Origin of the sequence: Methylobacter svalbardensis (genome assembly GCF_037671525.1) — a bacterium.
GTDB classification, from domain to species: Bacteria; Pseudomonadota; Gammaproteobacteria; order Methylococcales; family Methylomonadaceae; genus Methylobacter_A; species Methylobacter_A svalbardensis.
The window spans coordinates 60,344-82,910 of the sequence record NZ_JAWPOH010000005.1 but is presented as its reverse complement, the minus strand read 5'-3'; the positions used below and the strand labels follow the sequence as shown (position 1 = coordinate 82,910).

Below are 22,567 nucleotides of genomic sequence, written 5' to 3'. Positions count from 1 at the left end.
TCGTTCTTCACGTTTTGTTGTTCTAATGCCTGGTTTGGCGGGCTTTCCTGAGAGGTTGTGAAAAATTCGTTTTTAGCATAGATCTAAAAATAACCACGAAGAACACGAAGTTTTTAATGCATTGAATGATTGCTGTTATTTTCTCCGTGTCCTTCGTGTTCTTCGTGGTAAAACATTTTTTCAGCTCGATGTGGATAATACTTTCACAGTTTCTGAGATCAAGAATTAAAAACCGGAATAGCGAGCTACACCATCCCCTTAAGCCGATAAAGCAAGTCCAAAGCCTGCCTGGGACTGAGTTCATCAGGGTTCATATCTTCCAGCAAACCGACAGCCGGATGACACTCTTTCGAGGAAAACAGATCCAGCTGGTTAACGCCGATTTCCGCCTGTTGTTCACTATAGGCATGGTCTTCCAGATGCCGCAATTTGGCCTTGGCCTTGTCAATCACCGATCGCGGCACACCCGCCAGAGAGGCTACCTGCAAGCCGTAACTTTGGCTGGCCGGGCCGTCCTTAACCGAATGTAAAAATATAATTTTGTCGCCATGCTCCATCGCATCCAAATGCACGTTATGGATGGTTTTTTGTTCGTCCGGCAGCGTGGTCAGCTCAAAATAATGCGTCGCAAACAGCGTAAACGCCTGGGTTTCCTTAGCCAGATAATCGGCGCAGGCCCAAGCCAGCGACAGGCCGTCAAAGGTGCTGGTGCCGCGACCGATCTCATCCATCAAGATCAGACTTTTCGAGGTCGCGTTATGCAGAATATTGGCGGTTTCCGACATTTCCACCATAAACGTAGAGCGGCCGCTGGACAGGTCATCGGACGCGCCGATACGGGTGAAAATCTTGTCGACAGGGCCGCAGCTTAAGGTTTTGGCCGGGACATAGCAGCCGATATGGGCGATTAATACGATCAGCGCGGCCTGGCGCATGTAAGTCGATTTACCGCCCATGTTCGGGCCGGTGATGACCAGCATCCGGCGCAGGCTGGAAAACGACAAATCATTGGGTACAAACGGAATGTCCGAAACCTGCTCAACGACCAGATGCCGACCCGCTTCTATCGTTATGCCGGGATTGTCGACCAGCGTCGGTTGCGATAAATTCAAGGTTTCGGCACGTTCGGCAAAGTTGACCAAGACATCCAGCTCGGCCAAGGCGGCGGCGCATTGCTGCAACGGGATTAAGGATACGCCGATGATGTTCAGCAATTCCTCGTACAAGGCTTTTTCAAAAGACAGCGATTTTTCCTTGGCGCTGAGCACCTTGTCTTCAAATGATTTCAACTCCTCGGTAATGTAGCGTTCTGCGCCTTTTAAGGTCTGCTTGCGGGTGTAGTGCGCAGGGACTTTTTCCGCATGCAGGTTGGAAATCTCAATATAGTAACCGTGTACCCGGTTGTATTTAACCTTCAGCGTGCTGATGCCGGTCGCCGCTTTTTCCCGATTCTCCATATCAAGCAGAAACTGATCGGCGTTCTGGCTCAAGTTGCGCAACTCGTCCAGTTCCTGATGGTAGCCGGGCGCAATTACGCCGCCGTCGCGGATCAGTACCGGCGGATTGTCGATGATCGCCGCTTGCAGCAGCTTTAGCATTTCCGGCTGTTCGCCGATCTGTCCGCATAAAGCTGCAAGCTGCGGGTTGTCGCCGCCGGAAAGCGCCTGCTGCAACGCGGGCAACACCGCCAGGGTGTTGCGCAATACCAGCAAATCTCTGGGCCGCGCCGATTTTAAGGCGATACGGGAGCTGATCCGTTCAATATCACCAACCTGTCGCAGCTGGGTTTGGCTGTCGCGATACAACAAGACATTCAGCAGGGTGTCGATGCAGGCATAGCGGTTGTTCAGAATGTCGTGATCGCGTAAGGGCCGGTTGATCCAGCGCCTTAAACAACGGCTGCCCATCGCCGTGGCGGTTTTATCCAGCACCCCGAACAGCGTGTATTGCAGCTGCCCGGAAGGGTGAAAATCCAGTTCAAGATTACGGCGGCTGGATGCATCCAGCAAAATGCTGTCGTCGCTGCTTTCGGTGCGTATGCCCTGAATATGCGGCAGCGCGCTTTGCTGGGTGTCTTTAACATATTGCAGCAAACCGCCGGCCGCGGCGATCGCGGCAGGCATGTTTTCGCAGCCGTAGCCTTTCAAATCAAGGGTGTTGAACTGCTTTAACACCAGTTGCCTGGCGCTTTCCGCTTCAAAATGCCAGGGCGGTCTTCTGCACAAACCGCTATGCTGCTTTAAGCTTGCAGGCAACGGCCAGTCTTCGCTGAACAGCAGTTCGGCAGGGTTAAGGCGGCCGATTTCGCTCAATAGCTGATCAATGGATTCAACCTGCTGCAACACAAAACGGCCGCTGGTTAAATCCAGGCTGGCGATGCCGTGTTGCGCGTTTGGGAACGAGCATACCGCGACCAGCAGGTTATCCTTGCGGTCTTCGAGCAAGGCTTCGTCGGTGACCGTGCCGGGGGTGACGATGCGTACCACCTTGCGTTCGACCGGGCCTTTGGACGTTGCTGGATCGCCGATTTGTTCGCACAGCGCGACCGATTCGCCATGCCGTAACAGCTTGGCAAGATAGCCTTCGGCCGCGTGATGAGGAATGCCCGCCATAGGAATCGGCAAACCGGCCGATTGCCCCCGGCTGGTCAGTGTAATATCCAGCAGTTGCGAGGCTTTTTTGGCGTCATCGAAAAACAGTTCGTAAAAGTCCCCCATGCGGTAGAACAACAAGGTATCGGGATGTTCGGCTTTGATGCGGTGAAATTGCATCATCATCGGGGTGTGCTGGTCGATGGTTTTTTGTTTTATACTCATCAGTCTATTTTATCCGAAGTCGCACGAGGTCACATCATGGAGTCTGAATTATTTAAACTGGCAGAACAGCTGGGCCGTTTATTAAAGGCTAGCGGCAAAACAATAGCCACAGCCGAGTCCTGCACCGGCGGCTGGATTGCCCAAACGATTACCGAGATTCCGGGTAGCTCAGCCTGGTTCGACCGGGGCTTTGTCACCTACAGCAATGCCGCCAAAGTGCAAATGCTTGGCATCAGTGTGCAACTATTGGAAGACTACGGTGCGGTGAGTGCCGAAGCTGCAACGGAAATGGCGGCGGGTGCCCTGACCCACAGCAATGCCGATATTGCGGTTGCGGTGACCGGCATAGCCGGACCCGATGGCGGAACCCAGGAGAAACCGGTCGGCACTGTATTTATCGCCTGGGCACATAAAAGCGGAGCAGCCAAGGTGGTCAAAAAGCAATTTTCAGGCAACCGGCGACAAATAAGAGCGCAAACGGTGAAAAGCGCTATCGAGGGGATGTGGTTGTTTTATTAAGCATCGGAGCATGGCGATTAGAAAAATCATCAGCGGTCACCGAAAGCTTGACTTGAAATTATCGCAGGTAATCTTTTTTGAGCAGGTGCATAATCGAAAACTCGTTTTTTTTCAATTTGTTAAAAAGGCTGTTTAAGGGTGGCTTAAGCGACTAATGAGAAGTTATCTGATCATCAAGTAACTACGCCTCCATTTATCTTTAAAACTGTTCACTTAACTAAGAAAGGATCCTCAAGGAATGATACTACCGACAACCCCGTTACAAGCTGCTTGGAATTGGAGCTTATCTTCCCTTTATAAACAAAACCGGGTAAAAAAAATAAGTGACACGGAAAGTAGCACGCACTACCCCATCAAATTGTTACGTTACTGGTTCATGTATCACTTAATTAAAGAAGAACAACTTCGACTGGGGCGACCTCTGCGCGTCTGTGAAATTGGTGTGGATAGAGGGCAAATGCGCCGTTACATGCAGGATGCGGGATTTACTGATATCGCTTGCTGGGAAGCAGTAGATTATAAATTACAACCAGAACTGATGGAGTCCGGCTATACCAAACAGATACAAGCGAATGTTGACTTGCCTGACTTCAATTTGGCAGAAAAATACGACGTAATCATCGTACTGCATCTACTAGAGCACTTATTTAAGCCCGAACAATTGGTCTCAAAACTTTCGCCTGCATTGGTTTCGAGTGGCGTTTTAATCGGCGGCTTTCCGACTGTTCCGCAACTGCTACAAGCCTATCGACAAAAAAAAATTCGTCTGACCGCCGCCAATTTTGGGCATGTCAGCACGTTTTCACCGCAACGTGTGAAAAATATGGCGAAAAGTTGCGGGCTAAGTCTGAACTTTCTTTCAGGAACTTACTTTCTACGTAAGCGAAATTTTTCTTTGGAAAACTTTAAAGGCTGGGTACGCGTAAACTTATTTTGGGGGATGCTTTTCCCCGCACTCGGCGCCGAAATTTACTGGTTAATGCGTAAGTAATCGTGTTTTTCAACGCGGTAGGATGAGTAGACCCCATGCATTAAGTAGGTAGGCAAAAATTTTTTAACAAAATGAAAAAATTGTCTCCTTATTTACCATGAAGAACACGAAGATCACGAAGAAAAATAGTTAACTTCATGTCCTTCATGCTCTTCGTGGTTACTAAAAATGTTAAAAGACTTTTAAACGACTACTTAATTGGTGGCCGAATACCCTCCTACCGGGCTTGTCTTGAACCCGTTAAGCGATCAAACAACGCATGCACCAGCAATGCGCCGAGTATCAGTAAGGTGCCTGTTACTACTTTGATGGTCAACGGTTCATGATTAACGGCATGGCCTAATAACAGGGCCATTACCGGCGAAACCAGGGTAACCAGTGCAACTTTGGCGGTGCTCTGATTGAGCAGTAAATAGTAATAAAGCACAAAGCCGAATGTCGTGGCTATTGCGCCCAGATAGACAATGGCGGCCAGACTGACCGGCGAAATTTCAGTCGGCCAATGTCCGTCAAATACCGCCCAGGTCATCAGGTAAAGCGGCAGGGATAACAACAGTCCGCCGGTTACCTGGGACAAAGCCGGTATTTCTGCATCAATGCGTTTGACCCAAACCGAACTGACAGCCTGCAAAAATGTCGACACCAATACGCCGATGATACCCAGCACTGCGGCATGACCTATTTGCAATGCCGAGCCGAACAGCGTCCACAAACCGCTAATGCCCAGAACATACGCCAGCAGGTTGCCAATGGTTAAGCTCCGCTCTCCTAGCCAGATTGCCGCCAATAAAGCCATCATCAGCGGCAAAAGACCAAATAACACCGAAATCCAGCCGGAAGGGATAAACTGCGCCGCCCAATAAACTGCGAGCATCGAGGCGTAGATTTGCACGGCCACAGCGAGGTAGGTCTTCAGTGCCTTGCGATGCCAGAGTAGGCGTTGTTTCGATAGACCCAGCATCAATAAAATGCAGACCGTACCAATCGCCATCCGACTGGTCACCGCGAACAGAAACCCCGGTCCTTCGCCGCTCCATTTGATAGCCAGCGGTGTCGTTGCCCAAAGTAGAACAATACTGATGTAGGCCAGATAGATGCGCATTGATTTGAATCGGGTAGGAGAGAGTTGAATAAAAAAGAACCACTTATATTCGCCTTATCCGAATCTGATGCAAGCGTCTATGGTGTAGAGCAGGGCATAATGGCGACAGAATAGCCGTCAATGGATAACTTACTTGACCGGCGCTAATTCAAAAATAATCAATTCCGCTGTATCGTCGCCGACGTTTTCTACCGACATCAGTTCGCCCGTTTCCCAAAAAACTTCACCGGCAGAGTAGGTAGCGGCTTTGCCGTGCTCGACGACTTTTAGCGTGCCCTTGACCACATAACGCGGCCCCGGTCCTTGATGAGTATGCCAAGGTGTTTTAAAGCCCAATGGAAACGCGACCCGTATTATTTTGGTGTCAATGTTCGGGCTGGGAAGTTCCAGTTTTTTTTCTAATAGCACGGTTCTATCCAGGCCGGTTTTTTGTTGGGCTGAAACAGTTGGTATGTTGCCAAAGGAGAGCGCTGTCAGCGTTGCCAGCATACATCCTGTCGATTTGATGGTTGGTATTTTTAACATGTGTCGGCCTCACGATTTTCTGTTTTAGGGGGATAGCTGTTAGCTTTTTAACAGCCGTTTACATTGTAAGTATACGCTACCGTCATTTTTTCTAATGGCAGAAATTCTACAAATACACGCAGAATATGTACAGCCTGATAACGCTTTGTCCGACTTGCCGAATTATAGAGATGATATGATTGCAGCTCTGAATTTTTTAATGACCGGCATTTAAAACACAACATCGACCCCACCATGAATACTGACAACATCACTCAAGTAAAAAATTACCTGCTTAACCTGCAAGACCAAATCTGTGCGGCGCTCGAATCGGTAGAGCCTGAAGCTCGGTTTATTGAAGATCTTTGGGACAGGGTTGAAGGTGGCGGTGGCAGAACCCGCGTATTGGCTGGTGGCCTGGCTATCGAACAGGGCGGCGTTAATTTTTCGCATGTCTCCGGTTTTAAGCTGCCGCCTTCGGCAACGGCTAAACGTCCGGAACTTGCCGAGCGGCAATTTCAGGCGATGGGCGTGTCGCTGGTTATCCATCCCAACAACCCTTATGTGCCGACCTCGCACGCCAATGTGCGGTTTTTAATCGCGGAAAAACCGGGCGAACCGACTATCTGGTGGTTCGGCGGCGGCTTTGATTTAACGCCGTTTTATCCGTTTAAAGAAGATGTGCTGCACTGGCATCAAACCGCCCGCGCCGCCTGTCAGCCTTTCGGCGAGGACATTTACCCGACTTACAAGAAATGGTGCGACGAGTATTTTTTTCTCAAACACCGAAATGAAACCCGTGGCGTAGGCGGGCTGTTTTTTGATGATTTGAACGAATGGGGGTTTGATAAGTCCTTTGCTTTTATGCAAAGCGTCGGCAATCATTATATTGATGCTTATCTGCCGATCATACAAAAACGCAAGGACACGGCTTATGGCGATAGGGAACGTGATTTCCAGCTGTACCGCAGGGGGCGTTATGTTGAATTTAATCTGGTTTATGATCGCGGCACCTTGTTTGGCCTGCAATCCGGCGGTCGTACCGAATCGATTTTAATGTCCATGCCCCCGGTAGCTCACTGGAAATACAACTGGCAGCCAGAACCGGGCAGTGCGGAAGCCAAGCTTTATGACGGCTATTTAAAGCCGCAAAACTGGCTGGGTGATTGAACTTAAAACGGCGGTTTGTCCACGAAAGACACGAAAAGCACGAAAAGCACGAAAAGCACGAAAGTCTCCATAACACGATTCTTTCGGTTGTTTTTTTTTCGTGTCTTTCGTGCTTTTCGTGGATAAATTGATTTTTTGTGGTTTTAATTGGATGTTTGTATGTCGCCTAGGGTTTCTGGCTTTTCATTTACGCTTGCCTGAGGCTACATTGAAACCTATAATTGAGAATTTTTTTAATGGGCAGCAGCTTGTGGCCTGTATTCTTTAATAAATATTAAAAATAAACGCAATGACTAGCCACATTATGCCAACGTATGGGCGCTTACCTATTACTTTCGAACGGGGCGAGGGTGCCTGGTTGTTTGATCAAAACAATAATCGCTACCTGGATGCGCTATCCGGTATCGCTGTGTGCAGTTTAGGTCATGCCCATCCTGCGGTGCATCAAGCCATCTGCAAACAAAGCGAAAAGCTGCTGCATACGTCAAACCTGTACGGTATCGCCGTTCAAGAGCAACTGGCCGACCGGTTGACCGAAAAAAGCGGTATGGATAACGTGTTTTTTTGCAATTCCGGTGCGGAAGCCAATGAAGCTGCGATCAAGCTGGCGCGCAAATACGGTCACCAGCAAGGCATAGATAATCCGGCGATTATCGTCATGGAAAGAAGTTTTCATGGCCGTACGCTGGCAACGCTGAGCGCTACCGGCAACGCTAAAATACAGCAAGGTTTTGCGCCGTTGGTTGAAGGCTTTATTCGCGTACCCTATAACGACATTAGCGCCATCGAACAAGCGGTTTTGCAAAATAGCAATGTCGTCGCTGTTTTGCTTGAACCGATACAGGGGGAGGGCGGCGTCAATATTCCCGCTGCCGATTACCTTAACCAGGTACGCAGTTTGTGCGACCGGCATAACTTGCTGATGATGCTCGATGAAATTCAGACCGGCGTAGGCCGTACCGGCAAGTTTCTCGCTTTCCAGCACAACGCGATACTGCCCGATGTCTGCACTCTGGCTAAAGCCTTGGGCAACGGCGTGCCGATCGGTGCCTGCCTTGCCCGAGGCAAAGCGGCCACGGTATTCACCGCAGGCAATCACGGCTCTACCTTTGGCGGCAATCCGTTATCCTGTAGCGCAGCTTTAGCCGTATTGGCGACGCTGGACGCCGAAAACCTGATCGAGCAGGCGGCACAAAAAGGCGATGCGATCAGCTCGGCGTTTAAAGAAAAGTTACGCGGCAATGCGCAGGTTGTCGATATTCGGCACAAAGGCATGATGATCGGCATCGAACTCGACAGCCCATGTGCTGAGTTAGTGCAGGCTGCGTTGCACAATAATTTATTGATTAATGTCACCAGTGAAAAAACCATTCGTTTGCTGCCGCCATTCATTATTAATGACCAACAAATCACTCAACTCGTAGAAACTTTATCGACGCTTATTAATAAGCATACAAACTCCCTATGAATCCTAGACATTTCATCAGCCTGCTTGACTTATCCGGCGACGAATTTCGCCGCTTGATCAACAGAGGCATCGTTCTAAAAAATAACCGCGATCCTGATTACCAGCCGTTGAAAGGCCAGGTATTGGCGATGATTTTTGAAAAATCGTCGACGCGCACCCGTATTTCATTTGAATCCGGCATGAGTCACTTCGGCGGCAGCGCGTTGTTTTTATCGCCCAGAGATACCCAGCTGGGCCGCGGCGAGCCCCTGCAAGATAGCGCCAGAGTTATCTCCAGCATGGTTGACGGCATCATGCTCAGAACCGATAAGCACGAAACCGTGACCACATTCGCTCAATATTCGAGTGTTCCGGTGATCAACGGCTTGACCGATTTGCAGCACCCCTGCCAATTGCTGGCAGACATGCAGACCTATTTTGAACATCGCGGCGACATTAAAGGCAAAACAGTGACCTGGATCGGCGACGGCAATAATATGTGTCATTCCTATATTCATGCGGCAATGGTGCTGGACTTCAACTTGAATATCGCCTGCCCAAAAGGGTATCAACCGTTAGCAGAGATAGTTGACGCCGCCGGCGAACGCATCCGTTTCTTTGATACAGCGTTGGCTGCAGCCCAAAATTCAGATCTGGTGGTCACCGACGTCTGGGCCAGCATGGGGCAGGAAGAAGAGCAAAAACTACGCGAATTGGCTTTTAAAGATTATCAGGTCAATACCGACGTGATGAAAGCGGCGCATAGTGATGCCTTGTTTATGCACTGTTTGCCCGCTCATCGAGGTGAGGAAGTCAGTGCCGAAGTGATTGACGGCTCTCAAAGCGTTATCTTCGATGAAGCTGAAAATCGCCTGCATGCGCAAAAATCACTATTGGAATTTCTCCTGTGCAAAAAAGCACGTTAGAATTGACCATAGTTGCATCGGTTTTCTACTGATTTCGATACTTCCACCATCCACGGCAGTCGGTCGCATTGGTTCTTGACCAATTGCGACACTTCCACCATCCATGGCAGACGTCATACGACCAACAATAGAGATTCAAGTGAAAAAAATACTCAGCTCGTTTTTTATCCTACTGGTAACTTTTGGTTCAGCACAGGCTAAAACTGTTTATGTTACCGATACGTTGAATTTGACACTCAGGAGTGAAGCAAATAATAAAAGTAAAGTTGTAAAATTGCTCCCGACCGGCACCCCGTTGACGATCATAGACGAAAGTAACGGTTTTTATCATATTCGTATGAATGACGGCACAGAAGGCTACATGCCAATCCGTAATACCATGAAGGAGCCGCCCAGCCGTTCTCAGCTCGATATTGTCAGCAAAGATCTGGCGGCGATGCAGTCCGAAAATGCCACGCTTAAGGCTGAGTTATCGACAATAAAAGAGTCCATTACTCCGGGAACATCTCTTGAGAAATCCTTGGAAACAGAGCGGGATCAGTTAATCAGGGAACTCAGTGAGTTGAATAAAACCGCTGCCAGTGCTGTGGAACTGAAAAACCAGCGTGATGAACTTCAGGAACGCGTAGTGAATGTTGAGCGGGAATTACAGCAATTCAAGCTTGAAAATCATGCGTTGCAAGATACTGCCAGCCAAGACTGGTTTTTATACGGCGGCCTGCTCGCTCTTATCGGTGTTATTTTGGGCTTTATCTTACCTAAACTCAGCTGGCGCCGCAGCAGAACCAGCAGCTGGGATTCGTATTAATTATTTATTAAGGCAAAAGACTAAGGGCAAAAAAGCCCGGTTCCTTCGCCTTTCGCCTTTCGCCCTTAGCCTTTATTTTAATTATGAGTGACAAAAATACCCGTACTTTCTCTTCTTTAGTCGTTGACGGCATGGAGCGCGCACCGAGTCGCGCGATGTTGCATGCCGTCGGCTTTAACAATGAAGATTTCAAAAAACCGCAAATAGGCATTGCTTCCACCTGGAGCATGGTCACGCCTTGTAACATGCATATCAACAAGCTGGCCGATGCGGCAGCGGTTGGCGTTAACAATGCCGACGGTAAAGCCGTCATCTTTAACACCATCACCATTTCCGACGGCATTTCGATGGGTACCGAGGGCATGAAATACTCGCTAGTGTCCCGCGAAGTGATTGCCGACTCGATTGAAACCGTGGTCGGTTGCCAGGGTTTTGACGGCGTTGTCGCGATCGGCGGCTGCGACAAAAACATGCCGGGCTGCATGATTGCCTTGGCGCGGTTAAATCGTCCGGCGGTGTTTGTGTACGGCGGCACCATCATGCCCGGCTGCCACAAAGACAAAAAACTGGATGTGGTTTCGGTATTCGAAGCGGTCGGCGCCAGAGCCAACAACCAGATCGACGATGCCGAGCTGGCTGAAATTGAAGCCAAAGCCATTCCGGGAGCGGGTTCCTGCGGCGGCATGTATACCGCCAACACGATGGCGTCAGCCATTGAAGCGCTGGGCATGAGTTTACCCAACAGCTCGGCTCAGGCCGCCATTTCCAACGACAAACGCCTGGATTGCGAACGCGCCGGCGCTGCGGTTTTGGAGCTGTTGAAAAAGGACATCAAGCCCAGAGACATCATGACCAAAGCCGCCTTCGAGAATGCGATCACTGTCGTGATAGCGCTGGGCGGCTCGACCAATGCGGTACTGCACATCCTGGCGATGGCAAATTCAACCGGTGTGGATATTACCCTGGATGACTTTACCCGCATCGGCAAACATGTGCCGATGCTGGCTGATTTAAAGCCCAGCGGTCGTTACCTGATGACCGAATTGATCGAAATCGGCGGTATTCAACCGTTGATGAAAATCCTGCTGGATAAAGGCTTGCTGCACGGTGATTGCTTAACCGTTACCGGCCTTACGCTGGCGGAAAATCTGGCTGATGTAAAGCCGTATCCTGAAGACCAGGATGTCATTCATTCTTTGGATAATCCGATCAAGAAAGACAGTCATTTGGTGGTGATGTACGGCAATCTGGCTTTGGAAGGCGCAGTCGCCAAAATCACCGGCAAGGAAGGGCTGGTGTTTACCGGCACAGCCAGAGTATTCGATGCCGAAGAACAGGCGTTGAAAAGCATTTTAAACGGCGATATCGTCAAAGGCGATGTGATTGTTATCCGCTACGAAGGCCCCAAAGGCGGCCCCGGCATGCGGGAAATGCTTACTCCTACCTCGGCAGTCATGGGCAAAGGCTTGGGCAAGGAAGTCGCGTTGATTACCGACGGCCGGTTTTCCGGCGGCACCCACGGTTTCGTCGTCGGGCACATCACGCCTGAAGCCTATGTCGGCGGCGCACTGGCGATAGTCGAGAATGGCGATACCATCACCATAGACGCAGAAAACAACGAACTGAAACTGCATGTCAACGAGCATGAAATCGCCCGTCGCCTGGAAAAATGGACACAACCAGCGCCGCGCTATACCCGTGGCGTGTTGGCAAAATATGCCAAGCTGGTGAGTTCGGCTTCGCTGGGTGCGGTAACGGATAATCTGGATTGATGTAGGGTACGCTGTACGTACCTTTTAGACATTCACCATGAAGAATACGAAGAAAAGAGCAGTAGGAAGTCCATCGTTTAATACGCTGGTTCCCAAGCTCCAGCTTGGGAACCCAGATGGCGAAGCTCTAGCTTCGCGAGACAGGAAGCTAGAGCTTCCAATACTGAATTCCCAAGCTAGAGCTTGGGAACTAGCATCAGGAGTGAGCCATGACCACCATTACTTTCGATACGCACAGTTTTGTGAAAAAGCTCAAAGCGGTAGGCTTTACCGAAGAGCAGGCCGAAGTATTCGCCAGCGAACAAGCACGCCTGATTGAAGATAAACTGGCAACCAAAAACGACTTGGTCGAACTGGAAAATAACTTACGCCGGGATATGCGCGAGCTAGAATACAGAATTATCATCAAATTGGGTGGCTTGATGGCGGCATCGATTGCAGTTGTCGCTACGTTGGTTAAGCTGCTTTAAGTTTGTAACTCGAACGATGCGCTTCGTACCTCAGCACATCCTACGGCACTGAAATGAAGGCGTGGAAAAATGATCAAACATCTACCTATTTGGTTGATAACCCTTGTTTTAGTTGCTTTTACACTGGCTGTCGTCCTTATATATTCATACTTTTTCAGTTTCCCATTTTCCCTGTCAAAGGGAGATAAATGGCAAGAAGTATGGGGACAGTTCGGTGATTATGTCGGCGGTATTCTTAACCCCTTATTTTCTTTAACTACGATTTTTGCTTTGCTTTACACGATAATACTGCAAAGTAAGGAGCTGCGTGAATCTACCGAGCAACTGAGATTATCGGCAGAGGCGTTTCAAAAACAAAATACGGTGTTAGAGAAACAACAATTTGAGACTACATTTTTTCAAATGCTGACATTGTTTAATGAGATTATCAATTCAATCGAAACTACGGCCCCTATTTCTCCCTATGAGGATGTAGAAGATGTAAAGGGAGAAACCATTCGATTACCAAATAGATATGATGCGGATACAGAGGTAATCAAAGGTCGTAAATGCTTCAATGAATTTTATGAAAGACTCAAACTAATATATCGCCGCGACCACGGGTCTCTGTCTCCACTCTCAGAAAAAGAAGAAATTAAACAAATTAATGAACTCTATGATTGGTTTTATTCAGAACATCAATACGAGTTCGGCCACTATTTTAGGATGCTATACAACATTATTAAATTTGTAAAAAATAGTAATGTCACCGATAAACACTTTTATACAAACATTGTCAGGGCTCAACTATCTAGTCAGGAACTTCTCCTTTTGTTCTACAATGCACTAAGCGATTTGGGTAACGAAAAGTTCAAACCCTTAATTGAAGAGTTTGCATTACTCAAAACTATTCCGAAAAATGAATTATTGCAATCTGCAACGCATCCAAAATTGTATACCAACACTGCTTATGTCAATTCAGTCCTGTAGGGCACACCCTACGGATGTTGTTATGTTGAGTTATTTATCGCCGGACAGAGCTTGGTGGTTGAAACAATGTCATTTATGAAGCACATTCACCAATAAAATAACCATGGAACCACAAAAATCATTCGTCAGCTGGTTTAGGGATTCATCCCCTTACATTCATGCCCATCGCAACAAAACCTTTGTTATTTTCTTTGGTGGCGAAGCGGTGCTGGCTGATGATTTCGATCATCACGTCCACGATTTTGCCTTACTCAACAGTCTAGGCATACGCCTGGTTTTGGTTCACGGCATACGCCCGCAGATCGACCAGCGGCTCGCTAAGCTGGACGTTCCCGCCCGCTTTCATAACAACTTGCGCATTACCGACGATGTAGCTTTGCAATGCGTCAAAGAAGCAGCCGGATTGGTCCGCGTCGAAATTGAAGCCCTGTTATCGATGGGACTGGCTAACTCGCCGATGGCGGGAGCCAAGATCAAGGTGGCCTCAGGCAATTTTGTGATCGCCAAACCGATAGGCGTGATTGACGGCATTGATTACTGCCATACCGGCGAGGTTCGCCGTATCGACAGCGCGGCCATTCATCAGCAACTCGATCAGGACAATGTGGTGTTGATTTCGCCGGTTGGTTATTCGCCGAGCGGCGAAGTCTTCAATCTGTCGGCCGAACAAGTCGCCACCGCGGTTTCGATTGCGTTAAAAGCGGAAAAACTGGTTTTATTGACCGAACAAGGCTGCTGCAATCCCGACAACGGCGAACAAATCCAGCAAATGACCACTGCCGAAGCCGACGCTTTCTTGCAGCAACACCCGGACATATCCACGGATATCGGCTTGCCGCTCAAAGCCGCGATGCAAAGCTGCCAATTCGGCATCGACCGCGTGCATTTGATTGACAGAACCATCGACGGCGCGCTGTTGCTTGAATTGTTCAGCCGTGACGGCATCGGCACGCTGATCAGCTCGACGGCGTTTGAGGAATTGCGCCCGGCCACGCTGAACGACATAGGCGGCATTCTGGAATTGATCAAGCCGCTGGAGCAACAAGGCAAGTTAGCCAAACGCACCAGGGAAAAAATCGAAATGGAAATCGCCGACTATATCGTTATCGAACGCGACGGCCTGATTATCGGCTGCACCGCCTTGCACCCGGATGTGCAAGGCGGGTTCGGCGCGATTGCCTGTCTTGCCGTGCATTCCGATTATCAAGGCTCGGCCAGAGGCAATCGCATGCTTGAATATGTCTACCGTAGGGCAGCAGAGCTCAAGCTTAAAAAGCTATTCGTGTTGTCTACGCAAACCATGCACTGGTTTATTGAGCGGGGATTTTTATCATCGGATATTAGCGATCTTCCCGATCAGCTCAAGGCCTTATATAACCCGCAAAGAAACTCTAAAATTCTTTGCAAAGAAATGGCATAGCATTTTGTTATGAACAATAACCCCGCTTGTCTATCAATCCTGCAACTGTCTGATTTGCATATTTTGGCTGCGCCGGAAGATAAGCTGCTGGGCATTAATACCGAGCATTATTTCCACGCCTGCCTTGAACAGGCCTTTGCCGAAAAACGGCATTTCGATTTGATTCTGCTGACCGGCGACTTGGCTCAGGATCCTTGCGCTGCAAGCTACCGGCGCATCTTAAACAGTCTTGAGGTGTATGAAATGCCATGTATCTGCCTGCCCGGCAATCATGACGATTATGAGTTGATGCAGCAGGTATTTAATGCTGACAGCATTAATTGCCGCAAACAGGTTTTTCTGGATAACTGGCAGCTGATTAGCCTGAACAGCCAGATACCTGGAAAACCCGGCGGTCATCTGTCAAATGAGGAATTGGCGTTTCTTGAAAACTGCTTAAGTGAAAACCCAAACTGCTACGCGCTTATTGCCGTCCATCATCATTGCCTGGAGACTAAAAGCTCTTGGATGGATACCATGATCATAGACAACAGTCGGGAATTATGGACGATAGTAGACAAATACCCGCAAGTAAAAGCGATAACCACCGGCCATATCCATCAGATTTTGGATATAAAGACAGCGAGCCTTCGGGTATTGGGTGTGCCATCAACCTGTTTTCAATTTGTGCCCGGAAGCACTGAGTTCGCTGTAAACGACACGGCTCCGGGTTATCGGTTGATAGAGCTGTATGCAGATGGCCGGGTTGAATCCGAGGTCATTCGTTTAGCCGAGCCGTTGGCTGGGCTGCAAACAAATCTGCATGAATATTAACAGCAGGTTCCAGCTAAAAACACTCTACCTCTTGCGCCTTCTGCCTTTCACCGGTTCAATTTCCTTAGCTAAATACCCGGCAGCATTAACCGGGATGGTCTCGGCGGTCAGAATAACACCCAACTCGCTCATCGCTTTTAAATAAACCTTACGCTTGAAATATACCACATCCTTAAGCGGTTCCCAGTAATCCACCCAACGCCAGTCATCAAATTCCGGTTTGGGGCACTGATCAAAACGCACATTGGATTCATGCGTTACCAAGCGCAACATATACCAGATTTGCTTCTGGCCTATGCACAGGGGGAGTGAGTTCTTGCGTATATAGCGCTCAGGCAGCTGGTATCTCAGCCAATAGCGCGTACGGCCAAGTACCTCGACGTGCTGCTCTTGCAGTCCTGTTTCTTCGCACAACTCCCGATACATCGCGGTTTCTGGGTCTTCATTCGGATTAATCCCGCCTTGCGGGAATTGCCATGAGTTTACACCCATTCGTTTTGCCCAAAACACGCGACCCTCGTCATTGCAAAGGATGATCCCGACGTTGGGCCGGTATCCTTTAGAGTCAATCATGTTAAAACCTGTGTTTTTACCTTTCCTAGTTCTTTAATCTTGCTAATGGTAAAATTATAAAAAATAGGTCAGTAATGTAAATTAATGACTGCATTGTTCCATAAATAAAGTGCATACGCCATAGGGTACAGCTCTTTTTAATGACTTGAGACAGGATTAACCGTGAGCCTAGCGATTTTTGATTTGGATAACACGCTGATTGCCGATGACAGCGACTACTTATGGGGGCAGTTTCTGGTAGATCAGGGCATCGTTGATAAAAGTTACTATGAAAGCGCCAACGCCAAGTTTTACGATGACTACAAACAAGGTACCTTGGATATTGCCCAGTTTCTCCGCTTTTCGCTAAAACCTTTAGCGGACAATAACCCCGAGCAACTCTATCAGTGGCGGGCGCAATTTATAGAACAAGCCATCAGGCCTCTGCTGTTAACGCCGGCGCAACAGCTGATCGACAAACATAGAAACCGGGGCGATACCTTATTGGTTATCACTGCAACCAACCGCTTTGTAACCGAGCCGATAGTCCAGCTCTACGGCATTGAAAACTTGCTGGCGACCACGCCGGAATTTATCGACGGTCGATACACCGGCGGTTTTAACGGCATTCCTTGTTTTCGCGAAGGCAAGGTTAAGTTATTGGAGGCATGGTTAACAGACTCAAGCGAAACCATGCAGGATAGCTGGTTTTACAGCGATTCCCATAACGACTTGCCGCTGCTTAAATTGGTGGATCATCCCGTTGCAGTCGATCCTGATGAAAAACTGGCTGAATTTGCCGATGCGGCTAACTGGCCGATTATCAGTCTAAGAAACGGGCAATGTCCGACGCATCATTTTCAAAAATAGGAATCCGGCGAAAGGCGAAGGACGAAGGGCAAAAAAAACTTGCATTAAGGCTTAATTGTTTTTTCAATTTTAGCCCTTAGCCCTTAGCCCTTAGCCCTTAGCCCTTAGCCCTTAGCCCTTAGCCCTTAGCCTTAAACCTTGAGCCCAGCACCTTTTGCTTTTCGACTTTACCCTTTTATTCTATGACTATCATGACTTTCCCAACCATTGAATCTTTTGTCGGCAATACGCCTCTAGTCAGACTGCAACGCTTGCCTGACATTACCAGTAATACCATTCTGGTTAAACTGGAAGGCAATAATCCGGCGGGTTCGGTCAAAGACCGCCCGGCGCTCAGTATGATTAAACATGCCGAGGAAAGAGGCGAGATCAAACCCGGCGACCGCTTGATTGAAGCGACCAGCGGCAACACCGGTATTGCGCTGGCGATGGCGGCGGCAATCAAAGGTTATAAAATGACCTTGATTATGCCGGATAACATGAGCGAAGAGCGCCGTGCTTCGATGAAAGCTTACGGTGCCGAGATTATTCTTACGCCTGCGGCAGGCAGCATGGAAGCGGCGATTGATTTGTCCAGGGAAATGGAAGCTGCCGGCAAAGGCAGGGTGCTGGATCAGTTTTCCAATCCCGACAATCCGCGCGCTCATTATGAAGGCACCGGGCCTGAAATCTGGCGCGATACGCAGGGAACAATAACCCATTTTGTCAGCTCCATGGGCACGACCGGCACCATTATGGGAACGTCAAAATTCCTGAAAGAACAAAACAGCGATATTCAGGTCATCGGCGTGCAGCCGGAAGGCGAGTCTAAAATACCCGGCATCCGGCGCTGGCCCAAGGAATATTTGCCGACAATCTATCAGGCCGAGCGGGTTGACAGGATTATCGATGTCGATCAGATTTCAGCTGAAAACGTCACCCGCGCTTTGGCGGCCCAAGAAGGTATTTTTGCCGGAATCTCATCCGGTGGCGCTGTTCATGCGGCATTGAGATTGTCTGGGGAAGTTGAAAATGCGGTGATTGTGGTGATTATCTGCGACCGTGGCGATCGGTATTTATCCACGGGGGTTTTTCCGGGGTAATGTTGTTGGTGTATGTGGGAGCGGTTTTAGCCGCGACAATCGTGGCTAAAGCCGCTCCCACAAAGATAATGATTAGGCTCGTCCCGATCATCATCTTTGTCTTAACAATGCCCACCGCCCATGCGCTGGATAGTGTAGCGCTTGATGTCGGAACCCTTACAGGGTCGCAATGGCGATTAGAAAACATCAATATCACTCTGACCGACCTTGCGCAAAGTCCGCAAAAACTGGCCTTAACGATTGCCCGGTTAAGCCTGCCTAAACCGTTCAATGACCTCAATCTGGTCAATATCCGTTGTACGGCTTTCACCTGGCAAAACAAGGAACTGTTGTGTAAACAGGGCAGGGCAAAAATGCGTTCAAAACATTGGCAGTCGCCAGCCGCCAATTTTTCATTTCAGGTCACGGAAAAACACAGTTCGTTCAAACTAAGCGGTTTGCAGCTGGCCGGTGGAAACATAGCCGTTGAAGGCGAAGAGCGGGGCGAGCACTGGCAGTTGCAGATTAACGCCAAGGCTGTAGATGGCAAGTTGATTCAACAGCTGATGCCGCAGGAAATATTCAAACTGCAAGCCGGTAAACTCGATGTTAAGTTAACGGCATCCGGCAGTCATGAGTCGGTGAACAAGCTTGCATTAACTGTCGGACTTAATGGCCTGACCGGGCAAACCCAAGACGGTCGGTTGGCTACTGAGGCGTTAATGGCGGCAGCAACGCTGAATGCCCAAAATAATAACGGCGTGTGGCAATGGCAAACTTATGTTGAATTTAACGGCGGCGCGCTGTATTTGGAGCCGTTGTATCTGGAAGCGGCCGGGCAACATAGTGTTTTGGATGCACGGGGCGACTGGGACGCATCAAACCAACGCGTCGAAATCCACTCGGCAAGTTACCAGCAATCAAATGTCGGCGCATTAAGCGGCAGCGCAACCATTCAATATAAGGATGGCATAAGCCTTGATAAGGCTCGGCTCTCGTTGAACAGCGACAATTTGCAGGATTTTTCTGCAATCTATCTGAAACCGTTTTTTGAGCAGACGGTATTGCAAGGCGTTACGCTCGCAGGCCATTTAACAGCCGATTTTTCTATCAACCAACAAGCCTTAACCGCGTTGGTGGCAAGCTTTAATCATCTTGATATTAAAGATGAAGCAGGTCGCGGCGAAGTTCAGGGCGGCGCAGGTCGGCTTAACTGGTCGAGCGATGAAACCTTTAGCCAGTCCTCGGAAATAGCCTGGCAACAACTGCGAGTGCGTGCCTTGCCGATAGGCCCATCCAGGCTTTCGTTTCTGGGCAGGGCTGGTGATATCAAACTGCTAAAAAAGACCCGCCTGCCTTTTTTGGGCGGTGCAATCGCTGTCAATCACTTCAGCTTTCAGGCAAAAAAACAACAAGAACCCGAAGTGTCTTTTGAGGGTGACGTAAGCAATGTGTCGCTTGAGCAATTATCCCTGGCCCTGAACTGGGCGCCGTTATCGGGAACTATCAGCGGTCAAATTCCCCGGGTCGAGTACAGCAATAAAACCCTGAGTCTGGGCGGTGAATTGATCGTCAAGGTTTTCGACGGTGAAATTAAGATCAGCAACCTGGCCTCGTCGGGATTGTTTACCGATTTCCCCAAGTTCCATAGCGATCTGGAAATTGACAACCTTGATCTGGATCAGCTAACCAGCAAGTTTGAATTTGGCGGCATTACCGGCAAGTTATCGGGCTATGTCCGCCAGTTGTATATGGAAAACTGGCAGCCGGTCACTTTTTACGCCTGGCTGGGGACGCCGGATGACGATGACTCTCGGCACAGGATCAGTCAGAAGGCGGTAAAAAACATCGCCAATATCGGAGGCGGTGGCGCGGCGGATATACTGTCCCAGAGTTTCTTAAGCTTTTTTGAAACTTTCGGCTACGACAAACTGGGTCTGGGATGCTATTTACATGACGGCGTGTGTCAGCTGATGGGCGTAGAGGCCACAGAATCCGGCTACGCCATTATCACCCCCGGCGGCCTGCCGCGAATCAATGTGATCGGCTATAACCCACGCGTTGACTGGAATGTATTGATGGAAAGGTTAAAGCGAATTACGACCTCGGATGAAGTGATTGTTGAGTAGTTACGAATAGTCGAGATTTCATCGCTCTAATTTTTGTTATTACCGACAGCGGTCTGCCGCGAATCGATGCGATCGGCTATAATCTCCATGTTGACTGGAATGTATTGATGGTACGGAGAGTCGGCATCAATCCAAGTAATTATTGAATAACCGGGAGTCCGTTATGAGAAAAATATCAGTATTAAGCGCGTTATTGTTGACTGCCTGTGTCACCATCAACATTTATTTTCCGGCTGCCGCCGCAGAAAAAGCGGCAGATGAAATCATCAAAGACATTCAAGGTATCACGCCGCAAAAAACAGAACCTAAGGCCAGTTTGCCGGATTGGCAGGTGAGTATGTATCAGTTGATTGATGCGGCGATCAATGTGGTGGTGTCCCCGGTTCAGGCCGCTGAAGCCGACCTGAACATCGATAGCGCTGAAATCAGACGGTTGCGCGCCACTATGGAAAGCCGCTTTCCCAGTCTGCAACCGTTGTATGCGGCAGGATTTATCGGCATACAGGCGGACGGTCTGCTGGCGGTCAGGGATGCTGCAAGCGTACCGCTTAAAGACAGGAATCAGGTCAATAAACTGGTCGCCGCAGAAAATGCCGATCGGCAAAGTCTTTATCAGGCGATTGCCAATGCCAACGGTCATCCCGATTGGGCGGCGCAAATCAAATCAACCTTTGCCGCTCGCTGGGTGAGTAATGCTCAATCAGGCTGGTGGTATCAATCTTCAGGAAGTTGGAAACAAAAATAAACATGGCAAATAGAAGAAGAGCAAAAAAGAAGTTACCGGAAACGCTGGTTAACGTGACTATAGAATCCCTGGCCCATGACGGGCGAGGGGTGGCGCATGTCGACGGCAAAGTGATATTTATCGATGAGGCGTTGCCGGGCGAAGAAGTGGAGTTTATTTATACCGAAAGCCGCAAGGATTATGCGGAAGGCAAGGTGGTCAAACTGTTCAGTCGCTCCGCCGACCGGGTCGATGCGTTGTGCGCGCATTACGGCGTGTGCGGCGGTTGCAGTTTTCAGCATGTCGAATCATCTGCGCAAATCAGAATCAAGCAGGAATTGCTGATTGATCAGTTTAAACGCATCGGCAAGGTTGAAATTCCCGAGCTTTGGCAGCCACTGGAAGGACCGCATTGGGGTTATCGTCGCAAAGCACGGATGGGCGTTAAATACGTCGAGAAAAAAAACCGGGTGCTGGTGGGTTTCAGGGAAAGACGGCATCCGTATCTGGCTGAAATCGAAAGCTGCGTGGTGATGCATCCTATCGTCGGTACCAAACTGATGGACTTGTCGGAAATGATCGGCGGTTTGACCATCAAAGACAAGATTCCGCAGATCGAAGTGGCTATCGGCGATGACCAATGCGTGCTGGCGTTTCGGGTGCTGGAGTCGCCGACCGATGCCGATAAGGAACGGATGCGCGGCTTTGCTCATGAACATAACATATCGCTGTGCCTGCAATCCAAAGGCCCGGATACCATCGTGCCGCTGGATGGCGAACCGGAATTGATACCGACCTATGCGCTGCCGGATCAGGGCTTGGAGTTTAAATTCAAACCGGCGATGTTTACCCAGGTTAATTATGAAATTAACAAGCAAATGATCAACCGGGTGCTGGAGACCTTGGCGTTGAATGAAAACGACTCGGTGCTGGATCTGTTCTGCGGTCTGGGCAACTTTACCTTGCCGATGGCAAAATTTGCAGGAAGCGTGGTCGGTGTGGAAGGCGACCAGCCTTTGGTCAATCATGCCAAAGAAAATGCCCGGCATAACGGCATAGAAAACGTCGAATTTTATGCGGCCGATTTAAGCAAGGATATTTCTGATCAGCCCTGGGCTAATCGGAAATACAACAAAATTATGCTCGACCCGTCCAGAGCGGGGGCTTCCGATGTCTTGCAGCATTTTAAAAAATGGCAGCCCGAGCAGATTGTTTATGTGTCTTGTAACCCATCGACGTTGGCGCGTGACGCCGGGATATTGGTTAATGAACTGGGCTATAAACTGGTCAAAGCCGGGGTAATGGATATGTTTCCGCAAACCGGGCATGTGGAGTCGATGGCTTTGTTTGAGAAATAAAAAAGTGGGATTTAAAGGCTCGGTAATTTTCTCGTTCCCACCCGCCGCACCACTGCCATTAAGTTAAGGGTTTAATATATTGTGGGCGCGAATTTATTCGCGCCCACGGCATTCAGCCATAACATCTGGAAAGTTGGCCTGTTTAG

Annotated in this window: 20 protein-coding genes; 16 read left to right on the top strand and 4 right to left on the bottom strand. The window is 49.2% G+C overall.

Features of this window, described 5'->3' with window-relative positions:
• Positions 1-245 precede the first annotated feature (245 nt).
• A complete protein-coding gene (gene mutS, locus RW114_RS03555; RefSeq protein ID WP_340121333.1) occupies positions 246-2,816 on the bottom strand; it encodes a DNA mismatch repair protein MutS in 2,571 nt (856 codons plus the stop codon).
• A gap of 36 nt (positions 2,817-2,852) precedes the next feature.
• Here mutS and RW114_RS03550 point away from each other — a divergent pair, with 36 nt between their 5' ends.
• Both RW114_RS03550 and RW114_RS03545 read left to right on the top strand, forming a co-directional pair.
• A complete protein-coding gene (locus RW114_RS03550) occupies positions 2,853-3,335 on the top strand; it encodes a CinA family protein (RefSeq protein WP_340121332.1) in 483 nt (160 codons plus the stop codon).
• A gap of 238 nt (positions 3,336-3,573) precedes the next feature.
• A complete protein-coding gene (locus RW114_RS03545) occupies positions 3,574-4,326 on the top strand; it encodes a class I SAM-dependent methyltransferase (RefSeq protein ID WP_340121331.1) in 753 nt (250 codons plus the stop codon).
• A 217-nt stretch (positions 4,327-4,543) separates the two neighbouring features.
• Here the strand turns inward: RW114_RS03545 and RW114_RS03540 are convergent, their stop codons facing one another.
• Positions 4,544-5,428: a DMT family transporter gene (locus RW114_RS03540; protein ID WP_340121330.1), complete on the bottom strand. Its 885-nt coding sequence runs from the start codon at positions 5,426-5,428 to the stop codon at positions 4,544-4,546.
• A 129-nt stretch (positions 5,429-5,557) separates the two neighbouring features.
• The gene (locus RW114_RS03535; protein ID WP_340121329.1) at positions 5,558-5,953 is read right to left on the bottom strand and encodes a cupin domain-containing protein; all 396 of its coding nucleotides are present in this window, start codon (positions 5,951-5,953) and stop codon (positions 5,558-5,560) included.
• A gap of 234 nt (positions 5,954-6,187) precedes the next feature.
• Between RW114_RS03535 and hemF the strand changes: the two genes are divergently transcribed.
• From hemF to cpdA, 9 genes are all read left to right on the top strand, one after another.
• The gene (gene hemF / locus RW114_RS03530; protein WP_340121328.1) at positions 6,188-7,102 is read left to right on the top strand and encodes an oxygen-dependent coproporphyrinogen oxidase; all 915 of its coding nucleotides are present in this window, start codon (positions 6,188-6,190) and stop codon (positions 7,100-7,102) included.
• 289 nt (positions 7,103-7,391) lie between these two features.
• Entirely contained in the window at positions 7,392-8,570 is a 1,179-nt protein-coding gene (locus RW114_RS03525) for an aspartate aminotransferase family protein (protein WP_340121327.1), read from the top strand.
• The gene (gene argF / locus RW114_RS03520; protein WP_340121326.1) at positions 8,567-9,475 is read left to right on the top strand and encodes an ornithine carbamoyltransferase; all 909 of its coding nucleotides are present in this window, start codon (positions 8,567-8,569) and stop codon (positions 9,473-9,475) included. Before RW114_RS03525 ends, argF begins: the two co-directional genes overlap by 4 nt.
• Before the next feature lie 139 nt (positions 9,476-9,614).
• A complete protein-coding gene (locus RW114_RS03515) occupies positions 9,615-10,283 on the top strand; it encodes a TIGR04211 family SH3 domain-containing protein (RefSeq protein ID WP_340121325.1) in 669 nt (222 codons plus the stop codon).
• 83 nt (positions 10,284-10,366) lie between these two features.
• Positions 10,367-12,055, top strand: a complete 1,689-nt coding sequence (ilvD, locus tag RW114_RS03510) for a dihydroxy-acid dehydratase (RefSeq protein ID WP_340121324.1) — start codon at positions 10,367-10,369, stop codon at positions 12,053-12,055.
• A gap of 209 nt (positions 12,056-12,264) precedes the next feature.
• Positions 12,265-12,525, top strand: a complete 261-nt coding sequence (locus tag RW114_RS03505; protein ID WP_340121323.1) for a CCDC90 family protein — start codon at positions 12,265-12,267, stop codon at positions 12,523-12,525.
• Positions 12,526-12,594: 69 nt separating this feature from the next.
• Positions 12,595-13,494, top strand: coding sequence for a putative phage abortive infection protein (locus RW114_RS03500; RefSeq protein WP_340121322.1), 900 nt, complete (start codon positions 12,595-12,597; stop codon positions 13,492-13,494).
• Positions 13,495-13,597: 103 nt separating this feature from the next.
• Positions 13,598-14,914, top strand: coding sequence for an amino-acid N-acetyltransferase (gene argA, locus RW114_RS03495; protein ID WP_340121321.1), 1,317 nt, complete (start codon positions 13,598-13,600; stop codon positions 14,912-14,914).
• 9 nt (positions 14,915-14,923) lie between these two features.
• On the top strand, positions 14,924-15,727 hold the full coding sequence (gene cpdA / locus RW114_RS03490) for a 3',5'-cyclic-AMP phosphodiesterase (protein ID WP_340121320.1): 804 nt from the start codon (positions 14,924-14,926) through the stop codon (positions 15,725-15,727).
• Positions 15,728-15,751: 24 nt separating this feature from the next.
• Here cpdA and RW114_RS03485 read toward each other — a convergent pair whose 3' ends face one another.
• Positions 15,752-16,300: an RNA pyrophosphohydrolase gene (locus RW114_RS03485; protein ID WP_340121319.1), complete on the bottom strand. Its 549-nt coding sequence runs from the start codon at positions 16,298-16,300 to the stop codon at positions 15,752-15,754.
• A 162-nt stretch (positions 16,301-16,462) separates the two neighbouring features.
• Between RW114_RS03485 and RW114_RS03480 the strand changes: the two genes are divergently transcribed.
• The 5 genes from RW114_RS03480 to rlmD all read left to right on the top strand — a co-directional run bounded on the left by RW114_RS03480 (position 16,463) and on the right by rlmD (position 22,421).
• Complete coding sequence (locus tag RW114_RS03480; protein ID WP_340121318.1) at positions 16,463-17,149, top strand: histidinol-phosphatase; 687 nt, start codon at positions 16,463-16,465, stop codon at positions 17,147-17,149.
• Positions 17,150-17,340: 191 nt separating this feature from the next.
• Positions 17,341-18,231, top strand: coding sequence for a cysteine synthase CysM (gene cysM, locus RW114_RS03475; RefSeq protein WP_422614781.1), 891 nt, complete (start codon positions 17,341-17,343; stop codon positions 18,229-18,231).
• Between the two features lie 107 nt (positions 18,232-18,338).
• Complete coding sequence (locus RW114_RS03470; RefSeq protein WP_340121316.1) at positions 18,339-20,339, top strand: C4-dicarboxylate ABC transporter; 2,001 nt, start codon at positions 18,339-18,341, stop codon at positions 20,337-20,339.
• A 163-nt stretch (positions 20,340-20,502) separates the two neighbouring features.
• Entirely contained in the window at positions 20,503-21,084 is a 582-nt protein-coding gene (locus RW114_RS03465; RefSeq protein ID WP_340121315.1) for a YdbL family probable chaperone protein, read from the top strand.
• A gap of 2 nt (positions 21,085-21,086) precedes the next feature.
• Positions 21,087-22,421 (top strand): 23S rRNA (uracil(1939)-C(5))-methyltransferase RlmD, encoded by a 1,335-nt coding sequence (gene rlmD / locus RW114_RS03460; protein ID WP_340121314.1) that lies wholly within the window; start codon positions 21,087-21,089, stop codon positions 22,419-22,421.
• Positions 22,422-22,567 lie beyond the last annotated feature (146 nt).

Coding starts and splice junctions, on each gene's coding strand:
- mutS (WP_340121333.1), bottom strand. CDS start 2,816: ATGAGTATAAAACAAAAAACCATCGACCAGCACACCCCGATGATGATG.
- RW114_RS03550 (WP_340121332.1), top strand. CDS start 2,853: ATGGAGTCTGAATTATTTAAACTGGCAGAACAGCTGGGCCGTTTATTA.
- RW114_RS03545 (WP_340121331.1), top strand. CDS start 3,574: ATGATACTACCGACAACCCCGTTACAAGCTGCTTGGAATTGGAGCTTA.
- RW114_RS03540 (WP_340121330.1), bottom strand. CDS start 5,428: ATGCGCATCTATCTGGCCTACATCAGTATTGTTCTACTTTGGGCAACG.
- RW114_RS03535 (WP_340121329.1), bottom strand. CDS start 5,953: ATGTTAAAAATACCAACCATCAAATCGACAGGATGTATGCTGGCAACG.
- hemF (WP_340121328.1), top strand. CDS start 6,188: ATGAATACTGACAACATCACTCAAGTAAAAAATTACCTGCTTAACCTG.
- RW114_RS03525 (WP_340121327.1), top strand. CDS start 7,392: ATGACTAGCCACATTATGCCAACGTATGGGCGCTTACCTATTACTTTC.
- argF (WP_340121326.1), top strand. CDS start 8,567: ATGAATCCTAGACATTTCATCAGCCTGCTTGACTTATCCGGCGACGAA.
- ilvD (WP_340121324.1), top strand. CDS start 10,367: ATGAGTGACAAAAATACCCGTACTTTCTCTTCTTTAGTCGTTGACGGC.
- RW114_RS03505 (WP_340121323.1), top strand. CDS start 12,265: ATGACCACCATTACTTTCGATACGCACAGTTTTGTGAAAAAGCTCAAA.
- RW114_RS03500 (WP_340121322.1), top strand. CDS start 12,595: ATGATCAAACATCTACCTATTTGGTTGATAACCCTTGTTTTAGTTGCT.
- argA (WP_340121321.1), top strand. CDS start 13,598: ATGGAACCACAAAAATCATTCGTCAGCTGGTTTAGGGATTCATCCCCT.
- cpdA (WP_340121320.1), top strand. CDS start 14,924: ATGAACAATAACCCCGCTTGTCTATCAATCCTGCAACTGTCTGATTTG.
- RW114_RS03485 (WP_340121319.1), bottom strand. CDS start 16,300: ATGATTGACTCTAAAGGATACCGGCCCAACGTCGGGATCATCCTTTGC.
- cysM (WP_422614781.1), top strand. CDS start 17,341: ATGACTTTCCCAACCATTGAATCTTTTGTCGGCAATACGCCTCTAGTC.
- RW114_RS03470 (WP_340121316.1), top strand. CDS start 18,339: ATGCCCACCGCCCATGCGCTGGATAGTGTAGCGCTTGATGTCGGAACC.
- RW114_RS03465 (WP_340121315.1), top strand. CDS start 20,503: ATGAGAAAAATATCAGTATTAAGCGCGTTATTGTTGACTGCCTGTGTC.
- rlmD (WP_340121314.1), top strand. CDS start 21,087: ATGGCAAATAGAAGAAGAGCAAAAAAGAAGTTACCGGAAACGCTGGTT.